Annotated in this window: 22 protein-coding genes; 15 read left to right on the top strand and 7 right to left on the bottom strand. The window is 71.9% G+C overall.

The window, feature by feature from the left end:
• The first annotated feature begins 167 nt into the window (after window positions 1–167).
• A complete protein-coding gene (locus tag G3I60_RS17760) occupies window positions 168–653 on the top strand; it encodes a nuclear transport factor 2 family protein (RefSeq protein WP_164294298.1) in 486 nt (161 codons plus the stop codon).
• Between the two features lie 127 nt (window positions 654–780).
• Here the strand turns inward: G3I60_RS17760 and G3I60_RS17755 are convergent, their stop codons facing one another.
• Window positions 781–1,395 carry an LAETG motif-containing sortase-dependent surface protein gene (locus G3I60_RS17755; RefSeq protein WP_164294299.1) on the bottom strand — a complete coding sequence of 205 codons (615 nt, stop codon included), beginning with the start codon at window positions 1,393–1,395 and terminating at the stop codon, window positions 781–783.
• A 179-nt stretch (window positions 1,396–1,574) separates the two neighbouring features.
• On the bottom strand, window positions 1,575–2,972 hold the full coding sequence (locus tag G3I60_RS17750) for an NADP-dependent succinic semialdehyde dehydrogenase (RefSeq protein ID WP_164607434.1): 1,398 nt from the start codon (window positions 2,970–2,972) through the stop codon (window positions 1,575–1,577).
• Window positions 2,973–3,118: 146 nt separating this feature from the next.
• Here G3I60_RS17750 and G3I60_RS17745 point away from each other — a divergent pair, with 146 nt between their 5' ends.
• The 3 genes from G3I60_RS17745 (at window position 3,119) to G3I60_RS17735 (ending at window position 6,181) form a co-directional block, all read left to right on the top strand.
• Window positions 3,119–4,144 carry an MsnO8 family LLM class oxidoreductase gene (locus G3I60_RS17745; protein WP_164607432.1) on the top strand — a complete coding sequence of 342 codons (1,026 nt, stop codon included), beginning with the start codon at window positions 3,119–3,121 and terminating at the stop codon, window positions 4,142–4,144.
• Window positions 4,145–4,153: 9 nt separating this feature from the next.
• Window positions 4,154–5,014 (top strand): MBL fold metallo-hydrolase, encoded by an 861-nt coding sequence (locus G3I60_RS17740; protein ID WP_138353072.1) that lies wholly within the window; start codon window positions 4,154–4,156, stop codon window positions 5,012–5,014.
• Window positions 5,015–5,131: 117 nt separating this feature from the next.
• Window positions 5,132–6,181 carry a phosphatidylinositol-specific phospholipase C domain-containing protein gene (locus G3I60_RS17735; RefSeq protein WP_239069951.1) on the top strand — a complete coding sequence of 350 codons (1,050 nt, stop codon included), beginning with the start codon at window positions 5,132–5,134 and terminating at the stop codon, window positions 6,179–6,181.
• Here G3I60_RS17735 and G3I60_RS17730 read toward each other — a convergent pair.
• The gene (locus tag G3I60_RS17730; protein ID WP_138353071.1) at window positions 6,109–6,372 is read right to left on the bottom strand and encodes a hypothetical protein; all 264 of its coding nucleotides are present in this window, start codon (window positions 6,370–6,372) and stop codon (window positions 6,109–6,111) included. The genes G3I60_RS17735 and G3I60_RS17730 overlap by 73 nt on opposite strands.
• 33 nt (window positions 6,373–6,405) lie before the next feature.
• Between G3I60_RS17730 and G3I60_RS46420 the strand changes: the two genes are divergently transcribed.
• The 3 genes from G3I60_RS46420 (at window position 6,406) to G3I60_RS17715 (ending at window position 10,061) form a co-directional block, all read left to right on the top strand.
• On the top strand, window positions 6,406–6,642 hold the full coding sequence (locus G3I60_RS46420) for a TetR/AcrR family transcriptional regulator C-terminal domain-containing protein (RefSeq protein WP_164294304.1): 237 nt from the start codon (window positions 6,406–6,408) through the stop codon (window positions 6,640–6,642).
• Window positions 6,606–6,911 carry a TetR/AcrR family transcriptional regulator C-terminal domain-containing protein gene (locus G3I60_RS46415; RefSeq protein ID WP_164294305.1) on the top strand — a complete coding sequence of 102 codons (306 nt, stop codon included), beginning with the start codon at window positions 6,606–6,608 and terminating at the stop codon, window positions 6,909–6,911. Before G3I60_RS46420 ends, G3I60_RS46415 begins: the two co-directional genes overlap by 37 nt.
• A 270-nt stretch (window positions 6,912–7,181) precedes the next feature.
• Window positions 7,182–10,061: a discoidin domain-containing protein gene (locus G3I60_RS17715; protein ID WP_164607428.1), complete on the top strand. Its 2,880-nt coding sequence runs from the start codon at window positions 7,182–7,184 to the stop codon at window positions 10,059–10,061.
• 67 nt (window positions 10,062–10,128) lie between these two features.
• Here the strand turns inward: G3I60_RS17715 and G3I60_RS17710 are convergent, their stop codons facing one another.
• The 3 genes from G3I60_RS17710 to G3I60_RS17700 all read right to left on the bottom strand — a co-directional run bounded on the left by G3I60_RS17710 (window position 10,129) and on the right by G3I60_RS17700 (window position 11,288).
• Window positions 10,129–10,539, bottom strand: a complete 411-nt coding sequence (locus tag G3I60_RS17710) for an ATP-binding protein (protein ID WP_343241047.1) — start codon at window positions 10,537–10,539, stop codon at window positions 10,129–10,131.
• 49 nt (window positions 10,540–10,588) lie between these two features.
• Window positions 10,589–10,954: a DUF1232 domain-containing protein gene (locus G3I60_RS17705; protein ID WP_138353067.1), complete on the bottom strand. Its 366-nt coding sequence runs from the start codon at window positions 10,952–10,954 to the stop codon at window positions 10,589–10,591.
• Between the two features lie 148 nt (window positions 10,955–11,102).
• Window positions 11,103–11,288: a hypothetical protein gene (locus G3I60_RS17700; protein ID WP_138353066.1), complete on the bottom strand. Its 186-nt coding sequence runs from the start codon at window positions 11,286–11,288 to the stop codon at window positions 11,103–11,105.
• 286 nt (window positions 11,289–11,574) lie between these two features.
• Here G3I60_RS17700 and G3I60_RS17695 point away from each other — a divergent pair, with 286 nt between their 5' ends.
• The 8 genes from G3I60_RS17695 to G3I60_RS17660 all read left to right on the top strand — a co-directional run bounded on the left by G3I60_RS17695 (window position 11,575) and on the right by G3I60_RS17660 (window position 21,439).
• Entirely contained in the window at window positions 11,575–12,537 is a 963-nt protein-coding gene (locus G3I60_RS17695; RefSeq protein WP_138353065.1) for a YihY/virulence factor BrkB family protein, read from the top strand.
• Between the two features lie 90 nt (window positions 12,538–12,627).
• Window positions 12,628–13,842 (top strand): D-alanyl-D-alanine carboxypeptidase family protein, encoded by a 1,215-nt coding sequence (locus tag G3I60_RS17690; protein WP_164607426.1) that lies wholly within the window; start codon window positions 12,628–12,630, stop codon window positions 13,840–13,842.
• Window positions 13,843–14,163: 321 nt separating this feature from the next.
• Entirely contained in the window at window positions 14,164–15,309 is a 1,146-nt protein-coding gene (gene rho, locus G3I60_RS17685; RefSeq protein ID WP_164294309.1) for a transcription termination factor Rho, read from the top strand.
• 179 nt (window positions 15,310–15,488) lie between these two features.
• Window positions 15,489–16,907, top strand: coding sequence for an MFS transporter (locus tag G3I60_RS17680; protein ID WP_164294331.1), 1,419 nt, complete (start codon window positions 15,489–15,491; stop codon window positions 16,905–16,907).
• Between the two features lie 5 nt (window positions 16,908–16,912).
• Window positions 16,913–17,518, top strand: a complete 606-nt coding sequence (locus tag G3I60_RS17675) for a TetR family transcriptional regulator (protein WP_164294310.1) — start codon at window positions 16,913–16,915, stop codon at window positions 17,516–17,518.
• 16 nt (window positions 17,519–17,534) lie between these two features.
• Window positions 17,535–18,332, top strand: coding sequence for a phytanoyl-CoA dioxygenase family protein (locus G3I60_RS17670; protein ID WP_164294311.1), 798 nt, complete (start codon window positions 17,535–17,537; stop codon window positions 18,330–18,332).
• Between the two features lie 10 nt (window positions 18,333–18,342).
• Window positions 18,343–21,054, top strand: a complete 2,712-nt coding sequence (locus G3I60_RS17665; protein WP_164607424.1) for a helix-turn-helix transcriptional regulator — start codon at window positions 18,343–18,345, stop codon at window positions 21,052–21,054.
• A 40-nt stretch (window positions 21,055–21,094) separates the two neighbouring features.
• A complete protein-coding gene (locus G3I60_RS17660; RefSeq protein ID WP_138353059.1) occupies window positions 21,095–21,439 on the top strand; it encodes a cupin domain-containing protein in 345 nt (114 codons plus the stop codon).
• Window positions 21,440–21,565: 126 nt separating this feature from the next.
• Here G3I60_RS17660 and G3I60_RS17655 read toward each other — a convergent pair whose 3' ends face one another.
• Window positions 21,566–22,525 carry a LysM peptidoglycan-binding domain-containing M23 family metallopeptidase gene (locus tag G3I60_RS17655; protein WP_138353058.1) on the bottom strand — a complete coding sequence of 320 codons (960 nt, stop codon included), beginning with the start codon at window positions 22,523–22,525 and terminating at the stop codon, window positions 21,566–21,568.

The following is a 22,525-nucleotide window of genomic DNA, read 5'->3' as shown; positions in this document are numbered from 1 at the left end:
CTCCACGGCCGGCCTCGAACCGGCCGTGGGATTCCCCGCGTATTCACAGACACCGCGGCAGAGGGCCCCGGACGGCCGCCCCCTTGACTTCTCGAACGGCCCGTGCGATCCATGGCGGTTCCGACCGCCCAACGGCCCCTCGGGGGCCGCGAAGTACCGGGAGCCGCATGCTGACGCTCACCGAAATCTCCGACCGGCTGGAGATACAGGACCTGATGGTCGACTACTGCCACGCCGTCGACACCCGGCAATGGGACCTGCTCGACGAGGTGTTCGCCGCGGGCGCCGTCATCGACTACACCGCGACCGGCGGGCCACGCGGCACCCTCCCGGAGATCAAGGACTTCCTCGGCTCCGTGATGGGGCGGTTCCCCGCCTACCAGCACCTCCTGGGCAACGCCTCGATCCGGCTCGACGGCGACACCGCGACCGGCCGCACCATGTGCCACAACCCGCTGGTCCTGCCCGGCGACCAGGGCGCGGCGGACGGCGGGGTACTGCACTGCGGTATGTGGTACATCGACGCATTCGTCCGCGTCGGCGGCGCCTGGCGTATCGCTGAGCGCTTCCAGGAGAAGTCGTACATGCACTTCGCACCGGCCGCGCCGGGCGGGCCCCGGCAGCCGAAGTCGTCCCGTCAGGCGGCCGGCTGACGAAGAGGCCCGACGAAAAGGCCTGATGGGAAGGCCTGACGAGAAGGGCCCGTGCTCCTGGACAGTCCAGGAGCACGGGCCCTCCGACGCGCTACGGGGATTCCGCCTGCGGGTGGGAACTGGTGGATCAGCTGTGCGAGGAGCGGCGCTTGCGGTTCATGAAGAGCAGGCCCGCACCGGCGGCCACGACGGCCGCGGCGATGCCACCGATGATCGGCGTGGAGCTGGAACCACCGGTCTCCGCCAGGTTGGTCGGCGGGGTGGACTGGCTCGGCTTGACGACGGGCGCGCTCGACGTCGGCGTGGCCGGCGGGGTGGACGGCTTCGTGGACGGCGCCGTGGTGGGCGGAGTCTTGGGCGGGGTGGACTCGTCACCCTTGCAGGGAGCGACCGTCTTGGTCTCGTCCTTGTCGAAGTTGTGCTTGTCCGACGTGTCGCCCGCCTTGACGACGAGGTGCACGGACACGTCCTGACCGTGCTTCGCCAGGTCCAGCGTCTTGTGGAAGGAGCTCTTGAAGCTGGTCGTCGCCAGCAGGTCCTTGCCGTCCACGGTGATCGTGACGGTGTTCTCGACCTTGGTGTTGTACTGCGTGAGGTCGACGGTGACCTTGTCGCAGGTGACCGACCAGACCGGCGTGTGCGCCGATGCCGGAGTGGCGAGAACGCCCGTTCCGACAAGTGCCGCGAAACTGACAGCGGCTATCGCACCGGTACGAACCCGGCCGTGGTGCTTTATCTGCATGAATCCTCCATGAACATCCCTTGGCGGCAGCCCCGTTCAGCCGCGCATGTGCGAGACGCGGACCATACACCCGCCCCTCCCGCATCCCGACACCGCCCCAGGTGTCATGTCCGCACCCGCTCAGCAGTGACCCCCGGCGCCACAGGGGCACCGGGGGTCACGGACGGATCGGCCGGCGGTCAGGAGGCCGCGCTGTGCCACACCGTGGTGATGTTGCAGAACTCGCGGATGCCGTGCCCGGACAGCTCGCGTCCGTAGCCGGAGCGCTTCACCCCGCCGAACGGCATGGCCGGGTGGGAGGCGGTCATCCCGTTGAAGAAGACGCCGCCCGCCTCCAGGTCCCGTACGAAGCGCTCCTGTTCGGCCTCGTCCCGGGTCCAGACGTTGGAGCTGAGGCCGAAGGGCGTGTCGTTGGCCAGCCGCACCGCCTCGTCGAGGTCCGCGGCCTTGTAGAGGGTGGCCACCGGGCCGAACGCCTCCTCGTGATGGATGCGCATCCGCTCGGTGATCCCCGCGAGCACCGTCGGCTCGTAGAACCAGCCCGCCGCCTGTGACGCGGGACGCTGCCCGCCGCAGAGCGCCGTCGCGCCGAGCTTCTCGGCGTCGGTGACGAGTTCCTCCAGGTCGTCCCGGCCCTGTTCGGTGGCGAGCGGCCCGACATCGGTGGACTCGTCCATCGGGTCGCCGATCCGCAGCGCGGCCATCGTCTCGGTGAAGAGCGCGGCGAACTCGTCGTACACGTCGGCGTGCACGATGAAGCGCTTGGCCGCGATGCAGGACTGCCCGTTGTTCTGCACCCGGGCGGTGACCGCGGTCTTCGCGGCCCGCGCGATGTCGGCGGACGGCATGACCACTAACGGGTCGCTGCCGCCGAGTTCCAGGACCGTGTGCTTGACGACGTCACCGGCGGTCGCGGCCACCGCGCGGCCGGCCGGCTCGCTGCCGGTCAGGGTCGCCGCCACGATCCGCGGGTCGCGCAGGATCCCCTCGACGGCGCCGGATCCGATCAGCAGTGTCTGGAAGCACCCCTCGGGGAATCCCGCGCGGTGGAACAGGTCGCCCAGGTACAGCGCGGTCTGCGGAACGTTGGAGGCGTGCTTGAGCAGGCCGGTGTTGCCCGCCATCAGGGCCGGCGCGGCGAACCGGACCACCTGCCAGAGCGGGAAGTTCCACGGCATGACGGCCAGCACCACGCCCAGCGGGCGGTAGCGCACATAGGCGCGCGCGCCACCGGAGTCCTTGACGTCGGCCGGCTCCGGGTGCTCGTCGGCCAGCAGGGCCTCGGCGCGCTCCGCGTACCAGCGCATGGCCTTGGCGCACTTGGCGGCCTCCGCGCGGGCGGCGACCAGCGTCTTGCCCATCTCGGTGGTCATGGTGCGGGCGATGTCATCGCCCTCCTCCTCCAGCAGCGCGGCCGCGCGGCGCATCAGCTCGGCGCGCTCGCCGAAGGAGGTGGTGCGGTACTGGCGGAAGGCGGCTTCGGCCAGGGCGAGCTTCTCCTCTACCCCGGCGGTCCCGAGGGCCTCGAACGTCCTGAGCGTCTCGCCCGTCGCCGGGTTCACGGTCGCGATCGGCACGGCAATGCCTCCTGGGGCTCGGCTGTCCTGATCGTTTGCCCCATTTTCGCGTATGAACCCGCATTCGGCACCGGCGCCGCGCCACCGGGGGCCGGACGGCGGATCCGGGCCGGGAATCCTCAGTGATCCACGGCGTTGAACCGAAGGTGACATCAGCACTCCGAGACACCCCGTTGTCCATCCTGGACCGGTCGCGCACCCGCCAGGGACAGAGCCACTCCCAGGCGCTGCGGGACACCGTCCGCTTCGCCCGGCAGGCCGAGACGCTCGGTTACCACCGGTTCTGGGTCTCGGAGCACCACAGTGTGCCCGGAGTGGCCGGTTCGGCACCGACCGTGCTGGCGGCGGCCGTCGCGGCCGCCACCTCGCGGATCCGGGTCGGGACGGGCGGCGTGATGCTGCCCAATCACCGGCCGCTCGTGGTGGCGGAGCAGTTCGGCGTCCTGGAGGCGCTCTTCCCCGGGCGCGTCGACATGGGCCTGGGCCGGTCGGTCGGGTTCACCGACGGCATCCGGCGGGCGCTGGGCCGCGACAAGGAGGCCGCCGAGGACTTCGGCGCGCAGCTGACGGAGCTGCTCGGCTGGTTCACCGGCGAGCAGCGGGTGCACCCCGAGGTGCACGCCTGGCCCGCCGAGGGCCTGCGGCCGCCCGCGTTCGTGCTGGCCACCGGCTCCGGGGCCGATCACGCGGCGGCGCTGGGGCTGCCGCTGGTGATCGGCGCCGTCCGCGGCGAGGACCCGATGCTGCGCGCCATCGAGCGGTACCGGGACGGTTTCCGTGCCTCCGCCTGGTCGGCGGAGCCGTACGTCGTGGTGTCCGCCGGCGCCGCGGCCGCCGCGACACCGGCGGCCGCGCGCCGGCTGCTGCTGTCCGAGGCCTGGTCGAGCGCGTACTCCCGCACCCATGGGGCCTTCCCGCCGCTCCTGCCGACGGCGGAGGTGGAGGCGCTGGACATGTCAGCGCGTGAGCGCTCGTACTTCGACGCGGCGCTGGAGGGCCAGCTCCACGGGACCGGGGACGAGGTGGCCGCGGCGCTCGGCGCTCTCGTGGGCCGCACCGGCGCCGACGAGATCCTGCTGACCACCAGTACCTTCGACCGCGCGGAACTGCTCGACTCCTTCGGCCGGCTGGCCGTGGCAGCGGGCATGGGCACCCCGGCGGGCGCCCTGTAGCGTCGCCCCATGAACGACTTCAGCGGGCCGGCCGGGCCGGGAGACCTCGACGTCCGGTGGCACGCCGGCTGGCCGTCGGCGAAGCACGACCCCGCGCCGGAGATCCAGGTGCACGCGTACGACGAGCACACGCTGATCCTGCGGCAGAACATGTCGGTGCACTTCGAGGCGCCGTTCGTCTTCCTGTTCCTCGGCGCGGACCGGGCCCTGCTGCTGGACACCGGGGCCACCGCGGACGAGCGGTACTTCCCGCTGCGCCGCACGGTCGACGCGGCGATCGACGACTGGCTGGTACGCCATCCGCGGCCGGGCTACGGGCTGCTGGTCGCCCACACGCACGGGCACGGCGACCACATCGCGGCCGACGGCCAGTTCACCGGCCGCCCGGACACCACCGTGGTGGGACCCGGCCTGGCGGACGTCATCGACTTCTTCGGCCTGACGGGCTGGCCGGACACCCGGGCCGAACTGGACCTCGGCGGCGGCCGCGTCCTGGACGTGATCCCGGGCCCCGGCCACCAGGAGGCGGCCGTCGTCCTCTACGACCGGGCCACCGGTCTGCTGCTGACCGGCGACTCCTTCTACCCGGGCATGCTCTACGTCCAGGACACCGCCGCGTTCACCGCCACCGTCGACCGGCTGCTCGACTTCTGCGCCACCCGCCCGGTGAGCCACATCCTGGGCTGCCACATCGAGATGACCACCACTCCCGGCGACGCGTATCCGCGCGGCACCACGTACCAGCCGGACGAGCCACCGCTGCAGCTGACCACCGGTCAGCTGACGGCACTGCGGAAGGCTCTCACCGAGACCGGCGGCCGGCCGGGTGCGCACATCTTTGACAACTTCATCGTGGACATCACGGGTTAGCGGCGTCCTCGTTGGCCGCCGGGACCGAGTAGTTCACCTCCCGTCGTCCCGCGATCACCCTGTGGCAGTGCAACTCCCCTAACCTGCTTCCCACTTGCTCTTTATGGGAGGCGGCTCATGCGCATGTTCGGACGCACATCGGCAGCGGCGGCACTCGCCGCGGCGGCGGCACTGACCCTTCTCGTCCCGACCGGATCGCAGGCGGCGGGCACCGACACCCTCCCCTACTCCGGCAGCACCGGGGTGGGTGTGCACAACGCGTACGACAAGGCCAAGTACCCGTACTTCGCCGATGCGCTGGACTCCGGTGCCGCGCTGCTGGAACTGGACGTCTGGACCAATGCGCTGGGCGGCGCGAAGTTCCGGGTCTCGCACAGCAACCCCTTCGGCAACGACAACAACTGCGAGAACGCCGCCAACGCCTCCCAGCTGCGCGTCAAGCCGGTCAACCAGAGCTTCGAGGGCTGCCTCGCCGACATCAAGGCGTGGAGCGACGCGCACCCCGGACACGCCCCGGTGCTGCTCAAGGTGGAGATGAAGGACGGCTTCAACGACAAGGGCGGCCTGGGCCCCGACGAGTTCGACGCCCTGGTGGGCAGCAAGCTCGGCAACGCCCTGTACCGCCCGGCGGACCTGGTGGGCGGGCACGGCACCCTCGACGCGGCGGCGCTCGCGGGCGCCTGGCCGACGCGGGCGGCGCTGGCGGGCAAGTTCCTCGTCGACCTGATACCCGGCACCGTCGAGGAGAGCAACCCCTTCGACAGCCTGTGGACCGACAAGGAGTACGCGACGCGGCTGCGGAACCTCGCCGCAGCCGGAACGCTGCCCCAGGCGGCCGCCTTCCCCGCCGTGCACGGCGCCGCGGCGGCCGACCCGCGGACCTCCCGCTACCCGGACGCGACGCTCCGTCCGTGGTTCGTGTTCTTCGACGGTGACGCCGCCGCCTATGTGGACGGTGGGATCGACACCGCCTGGTACGACAGCCGGCACTACATCGTGGTGATGACGGACGTGAACAAGGTGGCGCCCGCCATCGACGGCACCCATCCGACGGAGGCCGAGGCGAAGGCCAAGGCCGCTCAGGTCGCCGCGCGTCACGGCAGCCTGGTGACCGCCGACTGGTACGCGCTGCCGTCCGTACTCTCCTCGGTGTACCCGCGCGGCTGACCCGCTTCCGGATCCGCCACGGTGGTGGGCGACGCGGCCGGCACGTCCCGCAGCGCGTACAGCGCGAGGACGGCCGCCGCGGCGCACACCACCGCGGCGCCGACGGCGGCGGCGTGCAGTCCGCCGACGAACGCGTCGCGCGCCGCGCCCAGTACGGCGTCACCGGTCCGGCCGGGCAGCTGCGCGGCCACCGCCTGGGCGCTGCCCAGGGTCTCGCGGACGCTGTGCTCGTCGTGCTGATGGCCGACGAGGCGGCCGGCCGGGGCGAACTGCCCGAGCCGGGACCGTCCGGCTGGCGGGACCGGCTGGAGCAGGGCACCCGGCTGCAGTGGGCGATGTACCGCCGCCACCCGTGGCTGGCGCAGGTGATGTCGACGACCAGGCCACCGCTGGTGCCCAACGCGATGGCCGTCGTCGAGTGGTCATGCGCGCACTGGACCACCTCGATCCGGCCGACATGATCCATGTGGCGGTCACGATGGTGAACTACGCCCGGGGCACCGCGGTGAACCTGGAGGCCGAGGCGGAGGCCGAGCACGCCACCGGGATCACCAGCCAGCAGTATCTGGACGCCAACGACGCGGCGATGCAGGCCATCGTGGCGTCGGGCCGGTTCCCCATGTACTCCTCCCTCGCCGGGCGCCACGACCTGGAGATCAGCCTCGACACGATCTTCGAGTTCGGGCTGCGCCGCCTGCTCGACGGCATCAAGGCCTTCGTCACCCGATAACGGGTCCCCACCGCCGCGGAAACGGCTGTCGCAGCGCGTGCTTCCGACCTCCGGGTCTCCCGCGCTGCCCTTCGACGCCCTTTTGTGCCATGGGTCTAGCTCTTCCTTGCAATCGATCGTCGCAATATTGCGCTGACTTATGGACTTGCTGCAGGGGTGCTCGTAGTCTCTCCCACGCCCGGCCGAAACCCCCACGACACGTGCCCGAAGCGCAGCCGCAACGCGCGCCTCCCGCCCCCCACCTTCGACCTGCAAGGACGTGCCTCTGTGATGCATGCACCCCCAAGTCCCCGCCTCAGGCGCAGTACCACCGCGATCGTCTCCCTCGTCGTCAGCGCGGCCGCCGCGCTGACCGGGGTGGGCCTCGCCACCGCGCCCGCCGCGCACGCGGCGGGCGTCGCCGCGCTGTCGCCCCTGGATGTTCCGAACCGTGGCGCGGTCGTGCCGTTCAAGGAGCAGGAGGCGGAGTACGCCGCCACCAACGGCACGGTGATCGGGCCGGACCGGCTGTACGGCAATCTGCCGTCCGAGGCGCAGGGCCGGCAGGCCGTCACACTGAACGCGGTCGGGCAGTACGTCGAGTTCACGCTGAGCGCCCCCGCGAACGCCATGTCGTTCCGCTACAGCCTGCCCGACACGTCGAACGGCGCCGGGCGGGACGCGGCCATCGACCTGAAGGTCAACGGCTCCACGCTGAAGAGCGTGCCGGTGACCTCCAAGTACAGCTGGTACTACGGCGGCTACCCGTTCAACAACAACCCGGGCGACACCAACCCGCACCACTTCTACGACGAGACCCGGACCCTGCTCGGCTCGACGCTGCCGGCCGGGACGAAGATCCGGCTGCAGGTGGCCTCGACCGCCGCCTCCCCCACCTTCACCATCGACCTGGCCGACTTCGAGCAGGTCGCGGCCCCGATAGCCAAGCCGGCCGGCGCGCTCGACGTGGTCGCCGACTTCGGCGCGGACCCGACCGGCGCCGCCGACTCCACCGCCAAGTTCCAGGCCGCGGTCAACGCCGGCCAGGCCCAGGGCAGGACCGTCTACATCCCGCAGGGCAACTTCACGCTCTACGACCACGTGGTCGTCGACGGGGTCACCCTGGCCGGCGCGGGGCCTTGGTACAGCGTGCTCGGCGGGCGCGACCCGGTGAACCGCAACCGCGCCGCGGGCATCTACGGCAAGTACGTCCCCGGCGGCGGCTACACCGGCGGGGTGCGGCCGCAGGAGGCCAACGGGCCGAGCCGGAACGTCACCCTCAAGGACTTCGCCATCATCGGCGACATCCGCGAGCGCTCGGACGACGACCAGGTCAACGCCCTCGGCGGCGCGATGTCCAACTCCGTGGTCGACAACCTGTGGATCCAGCACACCAAGGTCGGTGCCTGGATGGACGGCCCGATGGACAACTTCACCATCAAGAACAGCCGCATTCTGGACCAGACCGCGGACGGCGTGAACTTCCACACCGGGGTGACCAACTCCACCGTCACCAACACCTTCCTGCGCAACCTCGGTGACGACGGGCTGGCGTCCTGGCCGGAGCGGGTCGCGAACGTCGGCGACTCCTTCACCCACAACACGGTGATCCTGCCGATCCTGGCGAACAACATCGTCACCTACGGCGGCAAGAACTTCACGATCTCCGACAACGTGATGGCGGACACCATCTCCAACGGCGGCGGCCTGCACATCGCCAACCGCTACCCAGGGGTCACGTCCGGGAACGGCACCGCCGTCGCGGGCACCATCACCGCGGCCCGCAACACCCTGATCAGAACCGGCAACAGCGACTTCAACTGGAACTTCGGAGTCGGCGCGATCTGGTTCGACGGTCTCAACGAGGCCATCAGCGGCGCGGTCATCAACATCACCGACACCGACATCCTGGACAGCTCCTACGAGGCGATCCAGACCATCGAGGGCGGCGTCAGCGGCGTCAACTTCACCAACATCACCATCGACGGCGCCGGGACCTATGCCATCCAGGCCCAGGTGCAGGCCACCATGAAGTTCACCAATGTCACGGCCAAGCACATCGGCCAGGCGGCCACCCCGATCCACAACTGCGTCGGCCCGAGCTTCGTGATCGTCGACGGCGGCGGGAACTCGGGCTGGAACACCGGTTCCACCTGCACCGGCAACTGGCCCGCCCCGATCTGGACCAACGGCGGCATCCCGTCGGACCCCTCGAACCCGCCGACCACCCCGCCCACGACGCCGCCGACCACTCCCCCGACCACCCCGCCGGCCTGCGTCCCGGGCACCGGCAACCTCGCGCAGGGCAAGCCCGTCACCGCCACCAGCGCCAACGGCAGCTACAGCGCGGCGAACGCCGTCGACGGCAACGCCGGCAGCTACTGGGAGAGCAACAACAACGCGTTCCCGCAGTCGCTGACCGTCGACCTCTGCGCGGCCACCGGCGTCGACAGCGTGACGTTCAAGCTGCCGCCGGGCTGGGAGTCGCGCTCGCAGAACATCGCGGTCCTCGGCTCCGCCGACGGAACGAACTTCAGCCAGCTGGCCGCGCCGAAGGCGTACGCCTTCGACCCGGGCGCTGCGAACACCGTCACCGCCGGCTTCACCACGGCGAATGTGCGCTATGTCCGGGTGACCGTCTCGGCCAACACCGGCTGGCCGGCCGCCCAGCTCTCCGAGCTGGAGGTCCGCCTCACCGGTACGCCGCCGACGACTCCGCCCACCACTCCCCCGACCACCCCGCCGGCCAACAGCAACCTGGCCGCGGGCAAGAACATCAGCGCCACCAGCAGCAATGACGTCTACGCGGCCCGCAACGCCAACGACGGGAACTCGGCCAGCTACTGGGAGAGCGCGAGCAACGCCTTCCCGCAGTCGGTGACCGTCGACCTGGGCGCGGCGACCGCGGCCGGCCGGATCGTCCTCAAGCTCCCGCCGCCGTCGGCCTGGGCCACCCGCACGCAGACCCTGAGCGTGCTCGGCAGCGCCGACAACTCCTCGTGGAGCACCCTCAAGGGCCCCGCGGGCTACACCTTCAACCCGGCGAGCGGCAACAGCGCGAGCATCACGCTGCCCGCCGGAACCACCACCCGCTATCTGCGGCTGACGTTCACGGCGAACACCGGCTGGCCCGCGGGCCAGCTCTCCGAGTTCGAGGTGTACGCGTCCTGATCCCCGCTCCACCGGCCCGGCCGGCAACCAGCACCACGCCGGCCGGGCCTCCGCGCGTCACGTCACTTCAGGCCGGCCGGTACACGTCCAGGCGGGCGGTGACGCGCTTGCCGCCGTGGACGCGCTCGGCGGTGACCTGCCGGCACAGCCGGCGGACGATCTCCATCCCGTGACCGCCGATCCGCAGCGGGTCGGGCTCGAACCGCCGGGGCAGCTGGGAGCTGGTGTCCCAGACCGTGATCTCGACGGCGCCGCCGCAGTAGCTCAGCTCCATCTCGTACGGCCCGGGGGCGTAGCGTCCGGCGTTGGTCACCAGCTCGCTCACGACCAGCAGGATCTCCTCGGCACGCTCACCAGGCACGGGGGCGGCGCGGTCCGGGGCGAGGTCGTCGAGGAACGCGGCGGCCGTGTCGCGGGCGGCCGCGATGCTGCCGTCTCTGCCCGAGTAGCGGACCGATCGCCGCAGAGGCTCCGTCACGGTGGTGAGTACATCCAGCATGTGGGGTGAGCCCCTTCTGCCTCGCCGGTCACGTGCTCGTTCTCTTCGCCCTCTGCCCCAGCGGCGGTGTTCCATGCGTGGCGGGAGCCGCCGGGCGGTCGCCGTCCGGCTCGCCCGGGCCGATGCCCGCCCGGCGGGCCGCGCTCTCCAGGGCGCGCACGGCCAGCCACAGCACGCCGATGTCGTCGATCAGGATCGGGTCGGGCAGCAGATCGACCGGGCAGACGAGATAGGCGATGGCTCCCCAGAACATCGCCTTCCCGGTCAGCGGAACATGGGCGGCCACCAGCAGCCGGCGCACCCGGACCAGGCGCACGGCCAGCCGTACGGCGATGACCAGCATGACCACGACGGCCAGTGCCGCCAGGGTCCATACCAGGGTGGTGTCGCTCATCCGGTCCTCCAGTCGGCGGGCCGGCCCGGCGGGCGCCCGTCCGGAGTCTTGTACCCGCTCCGGCCGCGCCACTCGCCGGTGGCCACCTCAGTGTTCCCCGGACATCCGTCCGCGGCTTTCTCCGCCCGTCCGCCCGCGGCGTCCGCGGTCAGCGGCGGCGCCGGCGGCGGCTGGGGACGGACCATCCGGAGCCGAGTCCCGCCAGGTGGAGGGCGACCAGCACCAGCCCCACGAGCTGGAGGCTACCGGGTGCGAATACGATGTCCGTCGAGGTTTCGGTCGCGTTGATGATGAAGGCGACCGCGAAGACGACGGCCGCGGCGATGGCGAGCATCCGGACTTCCTTTCCCAAGCTTTTTTGAGCCTCCCGAGCACACCGGAGGTTCACACGATGTCCACAACTGATCGGTCATCCCTGCGTCTTGCCCGCATTCGGCCCTTCAACCGCCGGATGCCCGGCAACCGTGTCCGGCTCCGGGTCGGGCTGGACCGGCCGTTCCCGGGTATCCGACCGGCAGACCGGCACACCGCCGACTCCGTACCGTTCAGCGAGCACCGTCTCGACGGGCACCGTTCCACCGGGCAGCATCCGCTGCACACCGTTCCACCGAGGAGCCGGAATGATCGACGAGCAGGCCGTACTGGCCCTGGGGCCCACCGGCCGCGAGCCCGCGGCGGTCGCCCGGGCGACCGGACGCCGGCGGCTGATCCTGACGGCGCTGCGCGGCGCGGCCGTCGCCGCCTGGGACGAGGACGCCTCCGAGCGGGCCGCGGCACTCACGTACTACGCCATGCTCGCCCTGTTCCCCACCCTCCTGGTGACGGTCTCGGTGATCGGCCTGGCCGGGACCGCCTCGACCAGCGATCTCATCGCCCAGGTCACAGCGGTGGTGCCGGCCGAGTCGCGGCAGCTCGTCGCGGGCACCATGAAGGACATGGCACAGGAGCACTCGGCGGCGTGGTTCCTGGCGGCCAGCGGCACGGTGGCGGCGATGTGGTCCGCCTCCAGCTATCTCGCCGTCTTCCGGCGGGCGCTGCACTCGATGTACGGCGTGACCGACCACCGGCCGGCCTGGCGGACCGCGCCGCGCATCGTCATCACCGCGCTGGTGCTGCTCACCCTGCTGGTCTGCAGCGCGGTCACCCTGATGGCGACGGGTCAGCTGGCCCGTCGTGCCGGACAGGTGCTGGGGATGGACGAGGCGGCGGTGACCAGCTGGAACGTGGTGAAGTGGCCGCTGCTGCTGTGTCTGGCGACGGTTCTGGTCCTGATCCTGTTCCGCTCGGGACCCGCCAGGTTCCGGCCCCTGCGCGCGATGGCGCCGGGCGGTGCGCTGGCCGTCGTGCTGTGGCTGCTCTCCTCGGTGGGGTTCGCCCTCTACGTCTCCGTCTTCGGGACGTACAACCGGCTGTACGGGTCGCTGGCCGGGACCGTCGTGTTCCTGGTCTGGCTGTGGGTGTCCCACATCGCGCTGCTCGTCGGCGCGCATTTCAACGCCGAGCTGGCCAAGGGGCGCAGCGCCCGGGCGGTCTCCGACGACCGGTCAGATCCGCTGTCCGAACAGGTTTCTGAGGGCGCGTAACCCGCCGGGGTTCCTCCGTCCGGCCGCTTGCTCCACCGTATGGAGCAGGTCACCGCGCAGAACGGGCGAAAGCGTTCCTACCGTGAACCCATGACTGTTTCCGGTCCTGCCCGCACACCGTCCCTCCGGTCCCGCGCGGCGGTTCTCACCGCCGTCTGTCTGACCGTCAGCTGCCCGGCCGCCCCGGCGTTCGCCCACGGTGACGACGGCCACGGACCCGGCCGTACCGTCATCGGCGGCGCGACGCTGGCGCGGCCGGGGGTGCACGTCCTGCCGAAGTCCGGCTCGCCCGCGCTGCCCGCCGGCCTGTCGGCCCTGTCCTGGCTGGTGGCCGACGCGCGCACCGGTCAGGTGCTCGCGGCCAAGGACGCGCACCGCGCGCTGCCGCCGGCCAGCACCCTCAAAACCCTCTTCGCCGTCACCGTCCTGCCGCGCTTCGCGCAGGAGACCACCCACACCGTGACCGAGGACGAGCTGTCCGGTATCGGAGCGGGCAGCAGCCGGGTCGGGGTGCAGGCGGGGCAGACGTACACGGTGGCCGACCTGTGGCGCGGGGTGTTCCTCAGCTCGGGCAACGACGCGGTCCATGTACTCGCCCGGATGAACGGTTCGGTGCCCCTGACGGTCGCCCAGATGCAGGCCAAGGCGCGGATGCTCGGCGCCGACGACACCGAGGTGGTCTCGCCCGACGGGTACGACGCCCCCGGCCAGGTCTCGTCGGCCTACGACCTGACGCTCTTCGCCCGTGCCGGACTCGCCACCCCGTACTTCGCCGGCTACACCTCCACCGCCACCGCGATGTTCCCGGGCGGCACCGACTCCAGGGGCAGGGAGGTGCCGCCGTTCCAGATCCAGAACACCAACCGCCTGCTGACCGGGGCCGACGGTGTGGGGACGTACCCGGGGATCATCGGGGTGAAGAACGGCTACACCACGAACGCGGGCAACACCCTGATCGCCGCCGCCCAGCGCGGTGACCGCACGCTGATCGCCACGGTGATGAACCCGCAGTCCGGGGTCGCACAGGCCGTGTACAAAGAGGCCCGCGCCCTGCTGGACTGGGGCTTCGAGGCCGCCGGGGTGAACGGCTCGGTCGGCACGCTGAACACCGTCACCCGCGCCGTGCCCGCCTCGGCGCCGCGCCGGTCGGCGGCCGCCGCGCTGGCACCGGTGATGACCACCGCTCCCGCCTCGGAATCCGCCTCGCTCCGGAACGGCTGGACCTGGTCCGCCGCCGCGGGCGCCCTGGTGGCGGCCGCCGCCGGTACCGTTTTCGCCCGCCGCCGGTACCTCCGCTCGCGCTGACCGCGACAGGCCGGAAAGAGCGGTGGAAGGCTGTTCCCGACGGCTTTCCGACGGCCTTCCGACGGCTTTCCGGCGGAATTCCCCCGGCCACCCGAAGCGGCGTGCTACAGTGCGAACAGCACTTGAGTACGCCGCTTCTCGGCGCCGGTGCTTGTTCCACTCCCCGCCGTGGCGAATTCCGTCCTTCTGGACCGGCCGCCCGGCAGTGAATCTCCTTCCTTCTCCCTCGTGGGTCGGCAAGCCAGTGGTGCGTGACACGTCCGCACCCTCACTCCGCCCCCGCCGGGACCCTTCTTTGGCATGTCCGTGAAAGGACCCAGCATGACCACCACACTCGAACACCCCCCTGCCAGAACCACCCGCACCACCCTCCCGACGCCGGTCACCGGCGTCCTCGACATCGTCGGCAACCAGGGCTTCCTGCGCACCGGCGGTTACCACCCGACGCCCGACGACCCGCAGGTGACAACGGCTCAGATCCGCAAGTACGGCCTGCGCAAGGGTGACCTCGTCGAAGGCACCACCGACCGGCCGCGTGCCCTCGGCACCGTCGAACGGATCAACGGCCGCGAAGCCGGCGCTCCCGGCGTCCGCCCGCACTTCGGTGATCTCACCCCCGTCCACCCGCGTGAGCGGCTGCGGCTGGAGACCTCGCCCAGCGCCCTCACCACCCGGCTCGTCGACCTCGTCGCACCGGTCGGCAAGGGCCAGCGCGGGCTCATCGTGGCCCCGCCCAAGACCGGCAAGACCCTGCTCCTGCAGAGCCTGGCCAACTCCGTCGCCGTCAACCATCCCGATGCCCACCTCATGGTCGTCCTCCTGGACGAACGCCCCGAGGAGGTCACCGACATGCGCCGGTCGGTGCGCGGCGAGGTGCTCGCCTCGACGTTCGACCGCCCGGCCAAGGAGCACATCGCCCTCGCCGAACTGGCCGTCGAACGCGCCAAGCGCCTCGTCGAGCTCGGCCAGGACGTGGTGATACTCCTCGACTCCATCACCCGGCTGTGCCGCGCCCACAACAACGCGGCGCCCGGCAACGGCCGCACCCTCAGCGGCGGTGTCGACTCCGCCGCGGTGCAGGCGCCCAAGCGGCTCTTCGGCGCCGCGCGCTGCGCCGAGGAGGGCGGCTCCCTGACCATCCTCGCGACCGCGCTCGTCGACACCGGCTCCCGGGCCGACGACTACTTCTTCGAGGAGCTGAAGGGCACCGGCAACATGGAACTACGGCTGGACCGCTCGCTCGCCGAGAAGCGGATCTTCCCGGCCATCGACGTGACCCCGTCCGGCACCCGGCGCGAGGAGCTGCTGCTGCCCGCCGCCGAGCTGGCGGCCGTGCGCGGCCTGCGCCGGGCCCTGCAGTCCAGGGACACCCAGCAGACCCTCGAAATACTGCTCGACCGGATGCGGCAGTCCCCGGACAACGCCACGTTCCTCCAGCAGATCCACCGCACGGTCCCCGGCGCGTGAACGTCTGAACACCTGAACACCTGAGCCGACCGTCCGGGCGTAACCCCGACCGGCTCCCTCCGGCCGTACTCGACCGGAAGACGTTTGGCAGTGAATAATAATTCACCTCATCTGGTGAACGTCCATTCACCTCTCTCACGTCTCATGGAGCGCGCCCCGTGGACTTCCGGAAACGGCTCATGGTCCCCGTCCTGGCATTCGGCGGAATCCTCATGGCGATCATGCAGACCGTCGTGGTGCCGCTCCTCCCCGATCTGCCGCGCCTCACCGGCGCCTCGCCCGCCGGCGTCTCCTGGATGGTGACCGCGACCCTGCTGGCCGGAGCCGTCCTCACCCCTGTTCTGGGCCGGGCCGGCGACATGTACGGCAAGCGCCGCGTGCTGCTGATCGCGCTCGGGCTGATGACCTTCGGTTCCCTGCTGTGCTCCGTGACCTCCGACATCCGGCTGCTGATCGCCGCCCGCGCCCTGCAGGGCGCCGCCGCCGCTGTCGTACCGCTGTCCATCAGCATCCTGCGCGACGAGCTGCCCCCGCACCGGACCGGCTCCGCCGTGGCGATGATGAGTTCGACCGTCGGCATCGGCGCCGCCTTCGGACTCCCGCTGGCCGCCCTGATCGTGCAGTACGCCGACTGGCACGTCATGTTCTGGGCCACCACCGCCCTGGGCGCGCTCGGCCTCGGGCTGGCCTGGTGGGTCGTGCGCGAGTCGCCGATCCGCTCCCCCGGCCGTTTCGACTTCACCGGCGCCGCCGGACTGGCGGCCGGACTCGTCTGCCTGCTGCTGGCGGTCTCCCAGGGCGGCCAGTGGGGCTGGACCAGCCCGGCCGTGCTGAGCCTGGCCGTGGCCTCCGTCGTCATCCTCGCCGGGTGGCGGTGGCAGCAACTGCACGCCACCAGCCCGCTGGTGGACCTGCGGCTGGCCGCCAGCCCGCGCGTCGCGCTGCCGCACATCGCCGCGCTCCTCTCGGGCTTCGCCTTCTACGCCAACTCGCTGGTGACCGCCCAACTGGTGCAGGCGCCCAAGGAGACCGGCTACGGGCTGGGGCTGTCCATCGTGGCGAGCGGGCTGTGCCTGCTGCCCAGCGGCATCATCATGCTGCTGCTGTCCCCGGTCTCGGCCCGGATATCGGCGGCCCGCGGCCCGAAGTTCACCCTCGCCGCCGGAGCCGTGCTGCTGACCCTCGGCTATGTGCTGCGCATCGCGGACAGCCGGCAGCTGTGGGCGATCATCGTCGGCGCCTCCGTCGTCGCGTCGGGGACCACGCTGGCCTACTCCGCCCTTCCGACGCTGATCCTGCGCGCCGTCCCGGCCGGCCAGACCGCGTCCGCCAACGGCGTCAACGTCCTCATGCGCACCGTCGGCCAGGCCACCTGCAGCGCCGCCGTCGCGGCGATCCTGATCCACCACACGGCGCCGATCGGCGGCCTGGAGATCCCGACGCTGCGCGGCTACCTGATCGCCTTCACCGTGGCCGGCGGCGTCGCGATCCTCGCCTTCCTCGCGGCCGTGTCGATCCCCGGCGGCCGGCGCGGCACTCCGACACGGCCCGCGCAGCGCTCCGAGGCCACCGCGGACCCCGCGCTGGAGGGAGCATGAGTCCCATGACGACAGCCGCCCCCGACACCCCGCGCCGTGACGCCGACGCCACCAAGGCCGCGATCCTGCGCGCCGCCCGCACCATGCTGGGCCGGCGCGCGTACGGCGACATCACCCTCAAGGCCATCGCGGAGCGGGCCGGGGTGAGCGCGCCGCTGATCGTGAAGTACTTCGGCAACAAGGAGAAGCTCTTCGCCCGCATCATCTCCTTCGAGTCGGACGCGGAAGCACTCCTGGACGCCCCGCTGGACGCGCTGGGCCGGCATATGGTCACCCAGGTCCTCACCAGCCAGAACGAGCGCGGCATCGACCCCATCCTGCGGATCGTCTTCGCACCGCTGCACTCCGCGGAGGGCCAGGGCGACATCCTGCGCGCCAATTTCCGCGAGCAGGTCATCGCCGGCCTCGCCCAGCGGCTGAGCGGTCCCGAAGCCCAGCTGCGGGCCGAACTCACCGTGGGCATGCTGCTGGGCCTCGGCGCCGTCTACGGGATCGCGCGCGGCGAGGCGGTCCGCGCGATGACCGTCCCGGCCCTCGTCGAGCGGTGTGCCCCCGCGCTCCAGGAGCTCATCACTCCGGCCGGAAACCCGTTGGCTCCCGCCGCCCGGTAACGGTGAGGATGGTCGGGTGGACCCTACGACGATCGAACAGTTCCTCGACAACGGCTTCATCAGGATCGAACGGGCCTTCTCCGAGGAGACCGCGCGAGCCTGCGCGGAGCTGCTCTGGGCGAAGACCGGCACCGATCCGGACGACCCGGCCTCGTGGACGGAACCGGTGCACTGGGTCTCCGACATGTCGGACGCCCCCTTCGTCGAGGCCGCCAACACCCCGGTTCTGCACGACGCGTTCGACCATCTGGTCGGCCCCGGCCGCTGGGTGCCGCGGCCCTCGCTGGGCTCCTTCCCGCTCCGTTTCCCGCACCCGCAGGAGCCCGACGACGCCGGCTGGCACATCGAGGGCAGCTACTACCGCGAGGGCGAGAAGTGGCCGTTCGCCAACCTCCGTTCCGAGGGCCGGGCGCTGCTGATGCTGTTCCTCTTCACCGAGACCGGCCCCGAGGACGCGCCGACCCGGATCCGGGTCGGCTCGCACCTGGACGTTCCGCCGGTCCTGCGGCCGTTCGGCGAGGAGGGGGCGTCGATCCTGGAGATGGCTCCCCGCATCGACGAGGTGAGCGCGCACCGGCCGGTGGCGCTGGCCACCGGCAGCCCCGGGGACGTCTATCTGTGCCATCCCTTCCTGGTGCACGCGGCCCAGCCGCACCACGGCAGCCGCCCCCGGTTCATGGCCCAGCCCCCGCTGTTCCCTGCGGTCCACTACGAGCTGGAACGGTCCAACGGCGCCTACTGCCCGGTGGAGACCGCGATCCGGCGGGGCCTGGAAGGCTCTCCCGGCATCGGCGGCGGCCGGACCGTTGGATAGCGTTCAGGGCATGTTGCACGGGCGTACCGAGGAGCAGGCGGCGATCGGGGAGCTGCTGGCCGCTGCCCGGGCGGGCCGCAGCGGGGTGCTGGTGCTGCGCGGCGAGGCGGGCATCGGGAAGACGGCGCTGCTCGACGACACGGTCGACGCGGCCGGCGGGATGACGGTCGTCCGCGGTTCCGGCACCGAGTTCGAGGCGGAACTGCCCTTCGCCGGGCTCCAGTTGCTGCTGCGTCCCGCGATGGGTTCGCTCGGCGCGCTTCCCGAACCCCAGCGGCTCGCGCTGGAGGCGGCGTTCGGGATGACCGTCGGGGCGGCCCCTGACCCGATGTTCGTCGGGCTCGCCGTGCTGTCCCTGCTGTCCGCGCACTCGGGCGACGGACCGCTGCTGTGCGTCGTGGACGACGCGCAGTGGCTGGACCGGGTGTCCGCCGACGCGCTGATGTTCGCCGCCCGGCGGCTGCACGCCGAGGGGATCGTCCTGGTCCTCGCGGCGCGTGACGGCGAGGGCAGTTTCCCTGCCCCCGGCCTTCCCGAACTGCGGCTGCGCGGACTGCCGCCGGCGTCGGCGGGCGCCCTGCTCTCGCTGCACGGCGACGGGCTGTCCCCCACCGTCCGGCACCGCGTCCTCAGCGAGGCCCAGGGCAACCCGCTGGCGCTGTTGGAACTGCCGGTCGCGTTCCAGGCGGAGCGCCCCGACGGCCGGTTCCGGCCGGGCGCGCTACCGCTCACCAGCCGGCTGCACATGGCGTTCCACGGCCGGGTCAGCCATCTGCCGCCCGCCACCCAGCTGCTGCTGCTCGTCGCGGCCGCCGACCACACCGGTGATCTGCGGGCCGTCCTGCGGGCGGCCGGGGCGCTGGGCGCCGGCGCGGCGGACCTGCTGCCCGCGCAGGAGGGCGGTCTGATCCGGCTGGACGACGACCGGCTGCTCTTCCGCCATCCGCTGGTCCGGGCAGCGGTCTACCAACGTGCGCCACTGGCCGACCGGCTGACCGTTCATCAGGCACTGGCGGCGATCCTGGACGCCCCGCAGGACGCGGACCGCAGGGCCTGGCATCTGGCGTCCGCCGCGACCGGCCCCGACGAGACGGCGGCCACCGCGCTGGAGGACACCGCGGGACGGGCCAGGGACCGCAGCGGCTACGGGGCGGCCGCCCTCGCCTTCGAACGGGCCGCCCGCCTCAGCACCGACCCCGCGGCGACGACCCGGCGGCTCGCCCTGGCGGCCGAGGCGGCCTCCGAGGCAGGTGAGCTCGACCGGGCCCGCGACTTCGCCGAACAGGCCGCGCGCCGGACCGACGATCCCGGGCTGACGGCCCGGCTGCACCACGTCCGGGCCCTGGCGGACTTCCTGAGCGGCTCCTTCCCCACCGCGCACCGGCTGCTGATCGACGGCGCCGATCACGCGGCCGCCGCCGATCCCCAGCGCGCCGCGCGGATGCTCATGCAGGCCGCCCACACCGCCTGGTACCTCGGTGAACAGGACGTCGCGGACACGGTGGCGCGGCTGGACGCGCTGGTGCTGCCCGCGACGGATCCCGTGACACCGGTGGCCCGTTTCATCACCGCCGCCCTCGGCCCGCCGGCCGCCGGCGGGCCGCCGGACCTGACCGCCGCCGTCAGCGCGGCCCGCGCCGCCGGATCCCGTGATCCGCGCGACCTGATGCTGCTGTGCGGCGCCGGGCTGGCCGTCGGGCAGGACGACGAGGCCCATGAACTGGCCTCCGCGCTCGCCGCCGAGAACCGCGACCGGGGCGGTATCGGCCGGCTGCCGACGGTGCTCTTCTTCATGGCAGAGGCGGAGGTGTTCGCGGGCCGGCACCGTGACGCGCTGGCCACCGCCGAAGAGGCGCTGCGGATCGCCGGGGACACCGGACAGCAGCAGTGGACCAGCCAGTTCAGCAGCGTGCTGGCCTATCTGGCGGCCGTCGAGGGTGACGAGGAGCGCTGCCGGACTTACACGGACGACGCGCTCGCCGTCGTCGCCGGCGCCGCGATGCCGCCCGGCGCGCCCTGGTCGTACTGGGCGCAGGGCATGCTCGATCTGGGCCTGGGCCGGGCGCAGTCGGCACTCGACGGCCTGGTGCGGCTCACCCATGAACCGCTGCGGCACCACTTCTGCGCCACCCGCAGCACCCCCGACCTCGTCGAGGCGGCCGTCCGGCTGGGTCTCGGCCCGCGCGCCGCCGGGCCGTTCGCCCGTTTCGAACACTGGGCGGCCCGCTCCCGGCAGCCCTGGTCCGACGCGCTGGTGCTGCGCTGCCGGGCGCTGCTCGCCGCGGACTCCGAGGCCGAGGCGCACTTCACGGCGGCGCTGAAACTGCACGACGAGCACCGCCGCCCGCTGGAGCACGCGCGTACCGCGCTGCTGTACGGCGAATGGCTGCGCCGGGCCCGTCGCAAGAGCGAGGCGAGCGGCCAACTGCGGGCCGCGCTCGACGTGTTCGAGCGGCTGGGTACCCGGCCGTGGGCGGACCGGGCGCGCAGCGAACTCGGGGCGACCGGCACGGTCGCCCCGCAGAGCCGGGAGCCGGGCGTACTCGCCGGGCTCACGCCGCAGGAGCTGCAGATCGCCCGGCTCGCCGGGCAGGGAATGTCCAACCGGGACATCGCGGCCCGGCTGTTCCTCAGCCCGCGCACCGTCGGCTACCACCTGTACAAGGCGTACCCGAAGCTCGGTATCGCCTCCCGCGGCGAACTCTCCGCCCTTTTCGAATGATCGCCCCCGGAGAACGGGCCGGCCGGGAGATGCTGACCGGATGAACGCACCTGATCAGGCTCCGAGAACCCCGGGAAGTGTCCTGACCCTCCACGTCGACGATGTGCCCACCACCGAGATCGGCCCCGGCATCCTGCTGCGCGAGCTGCCCGGCCCGGCCCCGCTCAGCTTCTGGGTGGTGGACTTCGAACCCGGCGCCCGGTGGCCCGGCGTCGATGTGCACGAGACGGTCGGCGAGGGCTACTACGTGGCCGAGGGCGAGGTGATCGAGGGCGACCTGCGGCACGGCCCCGGCACCTACGTCGTGCTCGAACAGGGCTCCAGCCACCAGCCGCGTTCCGAGACCGGGGCGCGGGTGTTCGGCTACAACCACCCTGCCGGCTGACCGCGCACCGGTACCGGAGCGCGGCGGAACGCGGAAGTGCCCGCCTGTCCTGGGTCAGTTCCAGGACAGGCGGGCACTGCGCGTCTCACGAGGCGCGCGAGTTCACGCGCGGCGTCGCGGGACGGGTCAGACGGTCACGCCGTGCTCGTTCAGGTACGCGACCGGGTCGATGTCCGAGCCGTAGTCGGGACCGGTGCGGATCTCGAAGTGCAGGTGCGGGCCGGTCACGTTGCCGGTCGCGCCGGACAGACCGATCTGCTGGCCCTCGGTGACGGTCTCGCCGGCCGAGACGGACAGCGAGGACAGGTGCGCGTACTGCGAGTACTTGCCGTCGCTGTGCTGGATGACGACCTGGTTGCCGTACGCGCCGCCGTCGCCCGCGGAGATGACGGTGCCCGCGGCGATCGACTTCACGGTGGTGCCGGTCGACACGACGAAGTCGACACCGGTGTGGTAACCGCTGGACCAGCTGGAACCGGACTGGTGGTACGGGGTGCCGATGTTGGCGCCCGAGACCGGGAGGGTGTAGCCGGAGGAGGAGCTCGCGGCGGCGGGGGCCTTGTCGGAGGAGGACGAGGACTTCGCGGTCGAGTCGCTCTTGGCCGGGGCCTTCTTCGCCGGGGCCTTCTTCGTCTCCGAGGAGGACTTCGCGGACGACTTCGGCGCCGGGTCGGCGGACGGAGCGGAGTTCGACGGCACGGCCTTGGAACCCAGGGCCAGGGTCTGGCCCGGGAAGATCAGGTCCGGGTTGCCGCCGACGGTCTGCTTGTTGTCGGCGTACAGCTTCTGCCAGCCGCCGCTGACGTGGTGCACGTCGGCGATCTTCGACAGGCTGTCCCCGCCGACGACCTTGTACTTGTGGGCGGTCTTCGCCGGCGCGGCCTTGGCGGCCTTGGCGGCCGGCTGCGCGGCGTGTGTCGGGGCGGTGGCGGCGACGTTCGCGGCGGTCACGTGCGTGTCAGCGGCGAAGGCGTTCGACGACATCGCCAGCGGCAGGGCGAGAGCGGCGCCACCGGTGCCGGCCGCGACGCAGATCTTGGTGAGCCGGCTCATGCGGCCAATACGGTGCTTTCCCTTTGCGGGCAT

This window comes from Streptomyces sp. SID13666 (assembly GCF_010548325.1).
In the GTDB taxonomy this organism is placed as follows: Bacteria; Actinomycetota; Actinomycetes; order Streptomycetales; family Streptomycetaceae; genus Actinacidiphila; species Actinacidiphila fildesensis.
Note: the sequence above shows the minus strand (reverse complement) of the source record. Positions and strands in the feature narration are given on the sequence as shown.

What these genes read in the sequence shown, in the direction of transcription:
- G3I60_RS17760 (WP_164294298.1), top strand. Translation starts at nt 168, where the DNA reads ATGCTGACGCTCACCGAAATCTCCGACCGGCTGGAGATACAGGACCTG.
- G3I60_RS17675 (WP_164294310.1), top strand. Translation starts at nt 16,913, where the DNA reads ATGACGACAGCCGCCCCCGACACCCCGCGCCGTGACGCCGACGCCACC.
- G3I60_RS17700 (WP_138353066.1), bottom strand. Translation starts at nt 11,288, where the DNA reads ATGCTCGCCATCGCCGCGGCCGTCGTCTTCGCGGTCGCCTTCATCATC.
- G3I60_RS17755 (WP_164294299.1), bottom strand. Translation starts at nt 1,395, where the DNA reads ATGCAGATAAAGCACCACGGCCGGGTTCGTACCGGTGCGATAGCCGCT.
- G3I60_RS17690 (WP_164607426.1), top strand. Translation starts at nt 12,628, where the DNA reads ATGACTGTTTCCGGTCCTGCCCGCACACCGTCCCTCCGGTCCCGCGCG.
- rho (WP_164294309.1), top strand. Translation starts at nt 14,164, where the DNA reads ATGACCACCACACTCGAACACCCCCCTGCCAGAACCACCCGCACCACC.
- G3I60_RS17680 (WP_164294331.1), top strand. Translation starts at nt 15,489, where the DNA reads ATGGTCCCCGTCCTGGCATTCGGCGGAATCCTCATGGCGATCATGCAG.
- G3I60_RS17695 (WP_138353065.1), top strand. Translation starts at nt 11,575, where the DNA reads ATGATCGACGAGCAGGCCGTACTGGCCCTGGGGCCCACCGGCCGCGAG.
- G3I60_RS17705 (WP_138353067.1), bottom strand. Translation starts at nt 10,954, where the DNA reads ATGAGCGACACCACCCTGGTATGGACCCTGGCGGCACTGGCCGTCGTG.
- G3I60_RS17665 (WP_164607424.1), top strand. Translation starts at nt 18,343, where the DNA reads ATGTTGCACGGGCGTACCGAGGAGCAGGCGGCGATCGGGGAGCTGCTG.
- G3I60_RS17740 (WP_138353072.1), top strand. Translation starts at nt 4,154, where the DNA reads ATGAACGACTTCAGCGGGCCGGCCGGGCCGGGAGACCTCGACGTCCGG.
- G3I60_RS46415 (WP_164294305.1), top strand. Translation starts at nt 6,606, where the DNA reads ATGCGCGCACTGGACCACCTCGATCCGGCCGACATGATCCATGTGGCG.
- G3I60_RS17735 (WP_239069951.1), top strand. Translation starts at nt 5,132, where the DNA reads ATGCGCATGTTCGGACGCACATCGGCAGCGGCGGCACTCGCCGCGGCG.
- G3I60_RS17715 (WP_164607428.1), top strand. Translation starts at nt 7,182, where the DNA reads ATGCATGCACCCCCAAGTCCCCGCCTCAGGCGCAGTACCACCGCGATC.
- G3I60_RS17660 (WP_138353059.1), top strand. Translation starts at nt 21,095, where the DNA reads ATGAACGCACCTGATCAGGCTCCGAGAACCCCGGGAAGTGTCCTGACC.
- G3I60_RS17655 (WP_138353058.1), bottom strand. Translation starts at nt 22,525, where the DNA reads ATGCCCGCAAAGGGAAAGCACCGTATTGGCCGCATGAGCCGGCTCACC.